We start from the raw sequence: 11,734 nt of genomic DNA on the forward strand, positions 1-11,734 counted from the left end.
CTGCCATGGCAGCCGCACCGGCCTACGTGGTGGCCGTGCGCGCGCTGTGCGAATTCACCGCCAAGGCGGGCGACCTGGACCTGCGCTTCGTGCCGACGCCATCGGCGCAGGAGGGCGTGGCCGGGCATGCGGTAGTAACCAGCCGGCGCGGGGAGGCCTACCAGGCCGAAGTGGCGCTTGCCGCCGATTTCGGGCCCTTGCGTGTGCGCGGCCGTGCCGACGGCTACGATCCCGTCGCCAACCGGCTCGAAGAAATCAAGACCGTGCGCGGCGATGCCGCGGTGCCGGACAACCACCGCCACCTGCACTGGGCGCAGGCCAAGGTCTACGGCTGCCTGTTATGCCGCAAGCTGGGGCTGCCGGGGCTGGAGATCGCGGTGGTCTATTTCGACATCATCAGCCAGCGCGAGCACCCGGTTGCGGAGCACTTCACTGCGCAGGCGCTTGAAGCCTTCTTCGTGCAGACCTGCGAGCAGTTCCTGCACTGGGCGCAGGCGGAACTGGCCCACCGGCAGGCACGCGATGGCGCGCTGGCGCAGCTGGCCTTTCCGCACCAGGGTTTCCGCCCGGGCCAGCGCGAACTGGCGCAGGCGGTCTATAACGCCAACCGCGCGGGCCGCCACCTGCTGGCGCAGGCGCCCACCGGCATCGGCAAGTCGGTCGGCACATTGTTCCCGGTGCTCAAGGCCATGCCGGGGCAGGGCATCGACAAGGTCTACTTCCTGTCGGCCCGCTCCACCGGGCGCGGGGTGGCGCTGCACGCCGCCAATGCGTTGCGCGGCCACGGCGCGCGGCCGCTGCATGTGCTGGAGCTGGTGGCCCGCGACAAGGCTTGCGAGCATCCGGAGCTGGCCTGCCACGGCGAGTCCTGCCCGCTGGCGCGCGGCTTCTATGACCGTCTGCCGGCAGCACGCGAAGCGGCGCGCGGCGTGCCGGTGCGCGACCGCGCCGCGGTGCGCACGCTGGCGCTGGCACACGGAATCTGCCCTTACTACTTGTCGCAGGAGCTGGTGCGCTGGAGCGACGTGGTGGTGGCCGACTACAACTACTACTTCGACCGCAGCGCGTTGCTGTATGCGCTGACCGCGGCCAATGGCTGGCGCGCCAGCGTGCTGGTCGACGAGGCCCACAACTTGGTCGAACGCGGCCGCGCCATGTACACCGCGGAACTCGACCCCCAATCGCTGCGCGAGGTGCGCCGCGGTGCGCCCGCCGTCGTACGCAAGCCATTGACACGGCTGGCCCGGCAATGGGGCGCGCTGGCACGCCAGAGCGACGATGCCTATGAAGTCCTGCCCGAAGTGCCCGCCGTCTTCCGCCGCGCACTGGACGAATGCTGTGCGGCGGCATTGACGCATATGACCGAGCACCCAGGCGCGCAGGATCCGGCGCTGCAGCGCTTCTATTTCGATGCGCTGCATTTTGGACGCCTGGCCGAGCAGCTCGACGCGCATTCGCTGTTCGATATCCAGCGCGTGCCGCGCAGCGGCCGCGGCCACCGTGCGCGGCTGTGCCTGCGCAATGTCATCCCGGCCCCGTTCCTGCGCCCGCGCTTTGGCGCCGCGCATTCGGTCACGCTGTTCTCCGCGACCCTCGATCCCGCCGCCTACTACCTCGATACGCTGGGTTTGCCGGCCGATTGCGCGCGGGTGCAAGTGCCATCGCCGTTCCGCGCCGAGCAACTGTCGGTGCGGATTGCAGCGCGCATCTCCACCCGCTATGCGCGGCGCGAACAATCGCTGCCGGCCATCGTCGCGCTGATGGCCGGCCAGTTCCGCGCACGGCGCGGCAACTACCTGGCGTTCTTCAGCAGCCACGAGTACTTGCAGCAAGCCGTGGCCCGCTTCGCCCAGTCTCACCCCGACATTCCGCATTGGGTGCAGTCGCGGGGCATGGACGAAGCCGCGCAGGCGGCGTTCCTGGGTACGTTTGCGGAAGGCGGCGAGGGCATCGGCTTTGCGGTGCTCGGCGGCGCCTTTGCCGAAGGCGTTGACCTGCCCGGCGAGCGCCTGATCGGCGCCTTCGTTGCCACCCTGGGGCTGCCCCAGTTCAACTCGGTCAACGAGCAGTTCCGTGCGCGCATGCAGCAGGCGTTCGGGCAGGGCTATGCCTATGCCTACCTGTATCCCGGGCTGCGCAAGGTGGTGCAGGCGGCAGGCCGGGTCATCCGCACGCAGCAGGACCAGGGCGTGGTCTACCTGATCGACGACCGCTTTGCCGCGGCCGAGGTGCGCGAACTGCTGCCGGCATGGTGGGAAATCGCAACGGCGGCCTAGAAATTACACAGCCGGGCCAGTCTGGGGCATCCTCTTTGCGCGGTGCCTGCCCGAAGTCGCCGCTGGAACGAATCTGGCAGGCATGCGGATACCATCAGCCAGCTATCGCGAAAGGATCAGATCCATGCCCATGACCCAGCAATACGCGGCCACCGAGCCGACCCGCACGGAAGTGGATGCGCTGCCGGGCGCCACCGTGCTGGAATTCGGCGCGCCGTGGTGCGGCTACTGCCAGCGCGCCCAGCCGGCGCTGGCTGAGGCCTTTGCCGTGCATCCGGCATTGCGCCATCTCAAGATCGAGGACGGCAGCGGGCGCCGGCTTGGCCGGTCGTTTCACATCAAGCTGTGGCCGACGCTGGTGTTCCTGCGCGACGGGCAGGAAGTGGCGCGGCTGGTGCGCCCGACCGAGTCGGAGCCGATCCGCGAGGCCATGCGCCGCATTGCCTAGCCCGGCCGCGCGCTGCCTTATTTGGCGAACACCTGGCTCAGGTCGCCAAAGGCCTTGAACTCCAGCGCATTGCCCGACGGGTCCAGGAAGAACATGGTGGCCTGTTCGCCCACCTGGCCCTTGAAGCGCACATGCGGCTCGATCACGAACTGTGTGCCCGCCGCGCGCAGCCGCTCGGCCAGGGCCTCCCATTCGGCCATCGGCAGGATCGCGCCGAAGTGCCGCACCGGCACGTCGTCGCCATCGACGGCGCTGGTGGCGCGGTGACCACACTCCTCGGGCGACAGGTGCGCCACCACCTGGTGGCCATAGAAATTGAAGTCCACCCAGGCCTCGGAACTGCGCCCTTCGGGGCAACCAAGCAAGTCGCCATAGAAGCGCCTTGCCTCGGCCAGGTCGCGCACGGGGAAAGCCAGGTGGAACAGGGGAATAGAGGAAGTCGCGCTCATGCGGGAGGCCTTTGTCGGGGTCGTTATGCGGGCAGGCGTTGGCCTGCGCGTTGATTGTAGCCAGCACAACCCGTAATATGAAGCGAATCATTTTTGGCCTGAGTATCAGAATTTTCAATAGATGATCCGCTACTTCCAGACCTTCCTGGTGGCCGCCGAAACCGGCTCGTTCTCCGCCGCCGCGGCGCGGCTGGCGCTGACGCAGTCGGCCGTCAGCACGCAGATCCGGCGGCTGGAAGAGGACCTGGACTGCGTACTCTTCGATCGCACCGGCAAGTCGGTCGCGCTCAGCGAAGCCGGGCGCCGGCTGGTGCCGGAAGCGCGGCGCTTTGTCGAGCTCTATGCCGCGATGAAGGACCGCGCCGGCCCGCATGCCGACGCCGCGCCGGTGGAGCTGGGCGCGGTGTCGACGGTCCAGGCCACCTTGCTGGCCGATGCGATGCGGCATTTCCGGGGGCGGTTTCCCGACTCGCACGTCAACGTGGTGCCGGGCATGTCCACCCAGCTGCTGACGCAGGTGGATGCGCGCGAGCTGGACATCGCCGTGCTGATCCGGCCGCGGCTGGGCTTTCCGCCGGACCTCAAGTGGGTGCCGCTGGTGCGCGAGGGCTTTGTCGGCATCGGGCCCGCCGGTGCGCCTGCAGACCTGCGCGCGTTGCTGGAGACGCTTCCGTTCATTCGCTACAACCGCCACAGCACCGGCGGGCAGCTGGTGGACGGCTACCTGAAGCGGCAGCGGCTATGGGTCAGGGAAGGGATGGAGCTGGATGAGCCGGCCGTGATCCTGCTGATGGTGGCAGCTGGCCTGGGTTGCGCCATCATCCCGTCCGGACTGGTGCCGTTGCAGCAGTCCGCGGGCGTGGTGCAGGCGCCATTGCCGGGCGGGCCGCTCTATCGCGACGTGGGCGTGCTGGTGCGCGAATCGGCACTGCGCCGCGCGCCGGTGGCGGCGCTGATCGATGCCTTTGTGACTGCCAGCGCGCGCTGGCAGCCTGCCGTGGTGTAAAGGCGCGATACTCAGCGGCTGCCGGGCAGGACCAACGTGACCAGCACCGAGGCATCGGAGATGGCGGTCACGTCGTAGCGCACGCTCGGCCCCAGATAGAGCAGGTCGCCCTGGTGCAACTGGCGCTCGGCGCCGTCCACCCGCACACGCACCTCGCCCTCCAGGCATTGCACAGTCATCGGGCCATCTACCGCATGGGGCGGCACATGCTTGCCCGCCTTCAGCACCAGCCGCATCACTTCCAGCGGGCCTTCCTTGAACAGGGCCTGGGTGGCGGTCTGGTCCAGCCGTGCGCCCAGTGGCAGCACGCTGGCGATCTGTCCGGATTCAAGGTGGGGAAGGGACATGCGCGGCTCCTCGCTCTCTGGTGGGGTGGCTTGTCAGGCACGGCCGGCGCCTGGCGGCGGCACGCCTTCTCAATCTAGCACCCGAGCGCGCATCTCAGAAGCACTCAGCGTGATGTAACCGGCGAAGTCGCCGACGCGGCGGCTTCCACTTGTGCGCAAGGCGTGGCATTGCGGGCTTGTGCGGTGCGCTCGGCTGCGGTCCTGGCAGCGGCGCGGCCGCGCTCGATCAGAGCCCAGTCAGGGCCGGCGGCCGCGGGAAAAGACGCGGCCAGGGCGCCAAGGCCGAGCAGCGCGAACAGGATGGTTTTCATGAGGGTTCAGGGAGGTATGGGAAAAGAGACGGGGCCTTGCGCCCCGTCGACACGCCACGGCGGCTGCCGTGGCGCGGGCAGGCGCCGGTCAGGCGGCAGCCGATACGCGTGAGCCGCCATGCGCCGGCGGTGCCGACACGCCGCGGCGGTCCATGCCTGCCACTTCCATGCCGGCGGCAGCGCGGTTGGCGCCGTCGGTGAACGGGTCGCGCCGGTCGTTGACGCGCGCGCCATCGGTGAAGGGGTCGCGCTTGCCATTGACGTGCGCACCGTCGGTAAACGGGTTGCGCTTGCCGTTGTGCAGGTTGTAGCCGTTGCGGTCGGCGGCGACGCCGCGGTCGTTCAGGCCTTGCGCCATGGCAGGGCTGGCCAGTGCGGCGGCACCGAGTGCTGCAATCGAGAGGGTCGTGGCAAGAAGGGCTTTGAGAGCGTTTTTATGCATGTCTGCTGTTTTTGGGTGGGTGGACGGCATGGCCCGCGAAGGGCCGCGCGGGGATGGCGGATCTGCCACCCGCGCCGTCCGGGTTCGCCTTTTGGGCGGTGCCGTCGCGTGGGAAGCGCGCGGCACGGGACGAAGTTTAGTCAGGTCGATGCATTCCTGTGATGATTTAAACGTCGAAAGATCAGTCGTTTTTTTCATTGCCAGTCGCATTGATGGCGGCCACCTTGCCGCCGGCCTGCCAGCCCCCGCCAAGCGCGAGGAACAGGTCGACCTGGCGCGCGGCGACATGGCCTTCGGACGCAGCCAGTGCGGCCTCCGCATCGGCCAGCGTGCGCTCGGCGTCCAGGTGCGCCAGGTACGGGATGCGCCCCGCCTGCTGCAGGCGGCGCTGCAGCCGCGCAGCTTCTGCGGCCTGTTCGCGCGCCGCGTGCAGGGCGTCGTGCCGTTCCAGTTCGCGCGTGTAGGCCGACAACGCCGTTTCGGTTTCCTGCAATGCGCGCAGCACCGCGCCATCAAAGCGCGCCAGGGCGGCGTCGGCCGCGGCTTCATGCCTGTGGATGCGATGGCGCACGCCGTTGGTCGGCAGCGACCAGCTCAGCAGCGGCCCCACGCTCCAGCGCGCCGTCGGGCCGCTGCGAAGGTGGCTCAGCACGCCGGTCAGCCCGGCGCTGGCGCCGATGCTGATCGATGGATACAGGTCCGCCGTGGCCACGCCGATGCGAGCGGTGGCCGCGGCCAGTTCGCGTTCCGCCTGGCGGATATCGGGCCGGCGCCTGAGCAGCGCTGCGCCGTCACCCACTGGCAGCGGCACACGCAGCGTGGGTTCGGCATGGCAGTCCACCTCGGCCTCTGGCAGTGCCGCAGGCGGCTTGCCCAGCAGCAGCGCCAGCCGGTGGCGTGCGGCGCTACGCGCGGCTTCCAGCGTTGGCAAGGCAGAGTGCAGCGCTTCGGTGCGGGCACGCTCGCGCGCCACGTCGGCGGGTTCGCCGCGGCCGGCGTCGACCAGGCGGCCGGTGGCGTCCAGCGTGCGTTGCTGTACCGCGAGCTGCTGCGTGGCGGCGGCCAGTTCATGCGTGGCGGCGCAGCCCTGCACGTAGGCGCGCACCGTCTGCGCCGCCACGGTGACGCGCACCATGTCGAGCGTGGCCGCGCTGGCTTCGGCGCCGGCCAGCGCGGCCTCGTCGGCGCGGGCCAGCTTGCCGAAGAAATCGATCAGGTAGGACACGCCGAAACCGAAGTCGCCCAGGTTGAATACCGGTGGCTTGGTGGTCTGCAGGAAGCTTTCGCCCGACAGCTGCGCGCGCGAAACGCTGGCGCTGGCGCCGCCCTGCGGCAGGTTCTCGGACTCCACCTCGTGCAGGAGGGCCACCGCGCGGCGCAGGTTGGCGCTGGCGGCGCGGATGTCGGTGTTGGCGGCCAGCGCCTGTTCGACCAGGCGGTCGAGCCGCGCGTTGTCATAGAGCCGCCACCAGTCGTCGGGCACGGGCGCGATGGCCACGCCGGGCGCTTTGGCACCCTGAAGCGGGCCGTTGGCGGCGGCCGCGCGCACTGCCGCATGATCCGGCACACGATAGTCCGGGCCCACGGTGGTGCAGGCGCACAGGCAGGCCGCGGCGCACGCCAGCCAGGGATGGCGCCGCTTCACGACCGGGGCCCCGTGCGGCGGCCGGCGTCATCGACGCGCCTGGCTTCGCGAACGGCCACAGTCGCGGTGCGGCCGGAAACCAGGCGCACATCCGCGGGCACGTCCTCCAGCACGATGCGCACCGGCACGCGCTGTGCCAGCCGCACCCAGTTGAAGGTCGGGTTGACGTTGGGCAGCAGGTTCGAGCCCGCGCTGCGGTCGCGGTCCTCGATGCCGGCTGCGATGCTCTGCACGTGCCCGCGCAGGTGCCGGGGCTCGCCCATGATATGCACGTCGACCGGGCTGCCGATGCGGATCCGGTGCAGCCTGGTTTCCTCGAAATAGCCTTCCACGTGGAAGGACCCGGCATCGACCATCGACAGCACCGGGCGGCCGGTCGAGACATAGTCGCCCAGGCGCGGCAGCCGGTCGTTGAGGTAGCCCGCCACCGGGCTGCGCACGCTGGTGCGCTCCAGGTTAAGCCGGGCCAGCCGCACCGCGGCTTCGGCCAGCGCCAGCGCGGCTTCGCCTTGCTCTACGCGGGCACGCCCCTGTTCCGCGACTTCGGCGGCAACCAGGCCGTCGAGATTGCGGTTGCGCGCGGCTTCGCGCCGCGCCTGCGCCAGCGCGGCGCGCTGCGTCGCTACCGCGGCCAGCGCCTGCTGCAGGGCCAGCGCGTAGCGGTCGCGGTCGATCTCGAACAGGACTTCGCCTTGCTGCACATGCTGGTTGTCGCGCGCCAGTACGCGTGTGACCAGCCCGGACACATCGGGCGCCACCTGGATGATGTCGGCACGCACATGGCCGTCGCGGGTCCATGGCGCGGCCGTGTAGTAGTCCCACAGGTGGCGCAGCACCAGCAGGGCGGCGATGGCTGCCAGCAGCGTTGGCAGCAAGGGAAGCAGGGGGCGGAGTCGGAAGGTCATGACGGCAGTCCCGGCACCGCGACAAAGACTGCGGCCACGGCGCCAAGGACGATCACATAGAGGGAAAGGTTGAACATCGAGCGGTGCCAGATATGCCGGTACCAGCCCAGCGCGGCCAGCACCATGCGGATCGCGGTAGTGGCGGCGAAGGCCAGCACCATCAGCACCAGCACGCCTGGCACGAACACGCCATAGAGGTCGATTTCACTGAGCATTCGGCGGCAGAGGAGAGTTGGGGAGGTCAGCGGGACAGGGCAGCCGCAGGGCCAGGCAGCAGCGTGACCTGCAGCACCACCAGCGCGCCGAGCGTGCCGCGGTGGTCAGGGCGGCCACCTGCGGGCAACGCGGCCACGCCGGCGATGGCATCGGCCACCCAGGCGGCCAGCCCCGCCGGAGCCGGCACGGCATGGCCCGCGCGCAGCCGCGCGCGGAAATGCCTTGCCACCGCGGCCAGCACGCGGCGCACCGGCTTGCGTGCCGCGGGCGGCAAGGCCGGCAGCGCCTTCTGCAGCGCCAGCGCGCAGTAGCCGACTTGCAGCGCGTGGAAGCCGTCGGACGACAAGGGATCGCCGGCAGCCCCCAGCCGCGGCACCAACTGGCCGAGCCGGTCCAGCATGCGCGCGCCCAGCCGCGCATCCCCATCGGCCGCTCGCAGCGTGGCGGCCTGGGCCAGGTCCTGCCAGCTGGCGCGCACCAGCCGGTGCGCCGCCGCGCGCGCGCCGAACGGGCGTACCGCCATCGACCACAGCGGCGCGAACAGCATGGCTGCGGCGCTGGCCAGGCAGGTATTGAAGGTGCCGAGGAAATCCGCATCGAACACGGTCTGCACGTTGGCGAACGAGGCCGTGTTGACCGACAGCAGCATCGCAATCAACTGGAAGCCGGGCCGCGCAATCAGCAGGCCAATGCCGAGATAGGGCAGCGCCAGCATCGCGGCCAGCGCTTCAAAGGTGTGCGCGTGCGGCACGACCAGGAACAGGTAGCCGCACGACACCAGCAGGCAGATCGTGCTCCAGCGCAGGAAGGCACCGGCCATGCGGCGCGGCTCGTCGATGGCCGCAAGGAAGCAGCAGGCGATCGATGCCACCGCGACCGCGCCGGCGCCGCCCTCCCAGCCCGAGAAGATCCACAGCAGCCCCGCGCAGAATACGGCCAGGCCGCTCGACACGGCGCCGAACAGCAGCATGCCGTGGTCGTGGTGATGGCCTGCAGCCTCCGGGGCCGCGTTGCCGCGCAGCTGCGGCGCGCCGGCGCTGCGGTCGCCTATGCCTTGCTGCAGGGCGCGGCATTCAGCGTACAACGCGCCCAGGCGCTGCAGCTGGTCCGCCGCCGTGGCGGCGAGGCTGGCTTGCCAGTCGACCTCGCCCGCGCGGCCATCGGCAAGCCAGCCGCCCGCGGCGACCGGAGGCGGCGTGGCAGCATCGGTCACCAGCCAGGCGGTCGCCGCCGCCATGGCCTCGCGCACTGGCAACGGGATGCCGTCCGGATGGCCGCGCAGCGCGTGCAGCACGCTCTCCAGCGACGACAGCAGCGGCATCAGCATGGTCATGCGCTGGCGCAGCGCGCGGGCATGGCGCAGCGTGTGGCTGCCCTCGGTGTCATAGGCCAGCTGGCTGACCAGCTGGTCCAGCGCCAGGATGTCGGCAGCGAGCCGGTGGCGGCTGTCGTCGGCGCGCGGGCTGCCGGTGAGTATGTCCGATGCCCAGGCCGACGCGTCGGCCAGCCAGGTGGCTGCGCGGGACCGCAGCGCGGGCGCCACCTTGGCCGGGAAGACGACCGAGCCCACCAGCCCGGCGCAGACGATGCCGATCACGATTTCCTCGATCCGGGCCACGGCAATATCGAAGATCTGCGCCGGCGCGCTGACGGCCGGCAGCGCGACGATCGGCAGGGTGTAGGCTGCCAGCAGGTACACATAGCTGCGCGGCGTGCGCTGCAGCAGCGACAGGTACACCAGCACGGTGATCCACAGCGCGATCGCACCCATCAGCACGATCGGCATGTTGACCAGCTGCGGCACCGTGGCCACCGCGGCGGTGGCGCCCAGCATCGTGCCGGCCACGCGGTAGGCCGCCTTGGAACGGGTGGCGCCGGTCAGGGGATGGGAAACGAAGTACACCGTCGCCATGGCCCAGTAAGGCCGCGGCAGGCCCAGCGCCAGCGCGATATAGAGCGCCAGCATCGCGGCGGCGAATGCCTTCAGCGAGAACAGCCACTGTCGTGCATTCGGCCAGCTAGCCATGGAGCGGGGTCTTCAAGAAGAGTTGAGGGCACGCCGCGGCCTGCCGCTCCACGCTTCATTGGCGGCGCGGTTGGGCGGGGGCGATGTGTGGAAGCGAAGTGTAGCCAAACCTTTTGCATTCCATTCATGATTTAATATTGGCCTTTCCATTCCCTTTGTTCATGGATGGCGAAACCGGCCTGCCGGCGGCCCGCCGTCCCTCAGCACCATGCCCATCGATATCCGCGCGCTGCGCTATTTCGTCGAGACTGCCCGGCTGCGCAGCTTTACCCAGGCCGCGGCCTCGCTGTTCGTCACCCAGTCGACCATCAGCAAGATGGTCAAGCAGCTTGAGGACGAGGTCGGCCAGCCGCTGCTAATCCGTGAAGGCAAGAGCGTGCGGCTGACCGACGTGGGCCGCGTGGTCTACGAGCGCGGGCAGGAGGCGCTGGGCGTGGTGCACCGGCTCACGCTGGAGGTGTCCGACCTGTCCTCGCTGGGCCGGGGGCAGCTGACCGTGGGGATCCCGCCGATGGTCAACCTGTTCTTTTCACCGGCGGTCAGCGCGTTCCGGCAGCGCTATCCCAACCTGTCGCTGACGCTGGACGAGCACGGCGGCCAGGTGGTGGAGCAGCTGGTCGCAAGCGGCGAGCTGGAGGTCGGCGCCACGGTGCTGCCGGGCGACAGTGGCCTGGCGCTGGAAACGCGCCAGTTCGGCCGCTACCCGATCTGGGCCGTGGGGCCGCGCAAGGCCGCGTGGGCGCGCGGGCGCACCGTCACGCTGGCGGCTCTGCGCGATGAGCCGCTGGTGATGCTGACAGATGACTTCTCGCTGACGCGCATGCTGCGGCAGGCGTTTCTGGAAGCACGCATCGAGCCGCGCGTGGTGGCGCGCAGCGGGCACTGGGATTTCCTGGCATCGATGGCGGCGGCGGGGCTGGGCACTACCTTCCTGCCGCAGCCGCTGGCTGAGCGCCTGCAGGGCCAGGACACACTGGCCATGGCGCGGCTGACCGCGCCGGCAATGGACTGGACCATGGCGCATATCTGGTCGCCGGGACGCTACCTGTCGCATGCGGCGCGGGCATGGCTGGCGGTTTGCGAAGAGGTGCTTGGGGGCGGAACGGGATCTTGAACCGGCGCGCTTGCGGCGGCCTCATTTCTTCAGGCACTGGTCCGGCAGGATATCGAGCAAGACCAGCGATTTCTGCCCGGCCACGTAGTGGTAGCGCAGCCTGACCCCCAGCTTGCCGAGCACCGGCACATCCGGGTTGCGGCAGATGCCGCGCTCCAGGATAGGCTTGGCCGTCGCCATGAACTCGCGGGTATCGTCACGCGCCGCATCCACCCCCGAAACCTTCAGCTGGAACTCGACGATCTTGCCCGGCCGCGTCATGCAGCCGTCGAAGCGGGTGGTGTCGTCCAGGTCCACCGGGCCGGCGCGCATCAGCTCCTGGCAGGCCATGCGCAGCTCACGGTCGACATCGCCCGCGGTCAGGCGGGTCACGCCGTTCATGCCCGTAGGCTTGCCGCGCACCGTGCCCAGCAGCAGCGTGGCCAGCCCGGACAGTTGCGGGGACGGCGCAGGCGTGGCGGCCACGGTGGCGGAAACGGCAAGTGGCCCGGCCAGCAGGGACAGGCCCAGGCACACAGCGGCATTGCGCAAAGGATGGTGGTCGGGGAC

The 11,734-nt window shown here is 69.9% G+C and carries 13 protein-coding genes; 4 read left to right on the top strand and 9 right to left on the bottom strand.

Translation table 11 applies throughout. The features are described from left to right. Window positions 1–5 precede the first annotated feature (5 nt). Entirely contained in the window at window positions 6–2,276 is a 2,271-nt protein-coding gene (locus AC3WRI_RS21210) for an ATP-dependent DNA helicase (RefSeq protein WP_492294017.1), read from the top strand. A 124-nt stretch (window positions 2,277–2,400) separates the two neighbouring features. After that, window positions 2,401–2,724: a thioredoxin family protein gene (locus tag AC3WRI_RS21215; RefSeq protein WP_010809389.1), complete on the top strand. Its 324-nt coding sequence runs from the start codon at window positions 2,401–2,403 to the stop codon at window positions 2,722–2,724. A gap of 17 nt (window positions 2,725–2,741) precedes the next feature. Here the strand turns inward: AC3WRI_RS21215 and AC3WRI_RS21220 are convergent, their stop codons facing one another. Then, window positions 2,742–3,173, bottom strand: coding sequence for a VOC family protein (locus AC3WRI_RS21220; RefSeq protein WP_010809388.1), 432 nt, complete (start codon window positions 3,171–3,173; stop codon window positions 2,742–2,744). 121 nt (window positions 3,174–3,294) lie between these two features. On the opposite strand from AC3WRI_RS21220, the gene AC3WRI_RS21225 reads away from it, so the two are divergent. Beyond that, on the top strand, window positions 3,295–4,179 hold the full coding sequence (locus AC3WRI_RS21225; protein WP_492294019.1) for a LysR family transcriptional regulator: 885 nt from the start codon (window positions 3,295–3,297) through the stop codon (window positions 4,177–4,179). A gap of 11 nt (window positions 4,180–4,190) precedes the next feature. Here the strand turns inward: AC3WRI_RS21225 and AC3WRI_RS21230 are convergent, their stop codons facing one another. The 7 genes from AC3WRI_RS21230 to AC3WRI_RS21260 form a co-directional block, all read right to left on the bottom strand. Next, on the bottom strand, window positions 4,191–4,526 hold the full coding sequence (locus AC3WRI_RS21230; RefSeq protein WP_010809386.1) for a cupin domain-containing protein: 336 nt from the start codon (window positions 4,524–4,526) through the stop codon (window positions 4,191–4,193). A 104-nt stretch (window positions 4,527–4,630) separates the two neighbouring features. Beyond that, window positions 4,631–4,837 carry a hypothetical protein gene (locus AC3WRI_RS21235; protein WP_011617114.1) on the bottom strand — a complete coding sequence of 69 codons (207 nt, stop codon included), beginning with the start codon at window positions 4,835–4,837 and terminating at the stop codon, window positions 4,631–4,633. 88 nt (window positions 4,838–4,925) lie between these two features. Beyond that, window positions 4,926–5,279, bottom strand: a complete 354-nt coding sequence (locus AC3WRI_RS21240) for a hypothetical protein (RefSeq protein ID WP_492294021.1) — start codon at window positions 5,277–5,279, stop codon at window positions 4,926–4,928. Between the two features lie 181 nt (window positions 5,280–5,460). Further along, window positions 5,461–6,924 (bottom strand): efflux transporter outer membrane subunit, encoded by a 1,464-nt coding sequence (locus AC3WRI_RS21245; protein WP_492294023.1) that lies wholly within the window; start codon window positions 6,922–6,924, stop codon window positions 5,461–5,463. After that, complete coding sequence (locus tag AC3WRI_RS21250) at window positions 6,921–7,829, bottom strand: efflux RND transporter periplasmic adaptor subunit (RefSeq protein ID WP_492294025.1); 909 nt, start codon at window positions 7,827–7,829, stop codon at window positions 6,921–6,923. The genes AC3WRI_RS21245 and AC3WRI_RS21250 overlap by 4 nt, the downstream gene beginning before the upstream one ends. Further along, window positions 7,826–8,044 (bottom strand): DUF1656 domain-containing protein, encoded by a 219-nt coding sequence (locus AC3WRI_RS21255; protein WP_010809381.1) that lies wholly within the window; start codon window positions 8,042–8,044, stop codon window positions 7,826–7,828. The genes AC3WRI_RS21250 and AC3WRI_RS21255 overlap by 4 nt, the downstream gene beginning before the upstream one ends. A gap of 26 nt (window positions 8,045–8,070) precedes the next feature. Further along, window positions 8,071–10,071, bottom strand: coding sequence for an FUSC family protein (locus tag AC3WRI_RS21260; protein WP_492294027.1), 2,001 nt, complete (start codon window positions 10,069–10,071; stop codon window positions 8,071–8,073). Between the two features lie 208 nt (window positions 10,072–10,279). On the opposite strand from AC3WRI_RS21260, the gene AC3WRI_RS21265 reads away from it, so the two are divergent. Next, window positions 10,280–11,185, top strand: coding sequence for a LysR family transcriptional regulator (locus AC3WRI_RS21265; RefSeq protein ID WP_010809379.1), 906 nt, complete (start codon window positions 10,280–10,282; stop codon window positions 11,183–11,185). A 21-nt stretch (window positions 11,186–11,206) separates the two neighbouring features. On the opposite strand, the gene AC3WRI_RS21270 is transcribed toward AC3WRI_RS21265, so the two are convergent. After that, window positions 11,207–11,734, bottom strand: a 528-nt coding sequence (locus AC3WRI_RS21270; protein ID WP_492294029.1) for a hypothetical protein, incomplete at its 5' end; no start/stop codon positions are given.

The sequence above is a fragment of the Cupriavidus sp. FW305-27 genome (assembly GCF_058787995.1).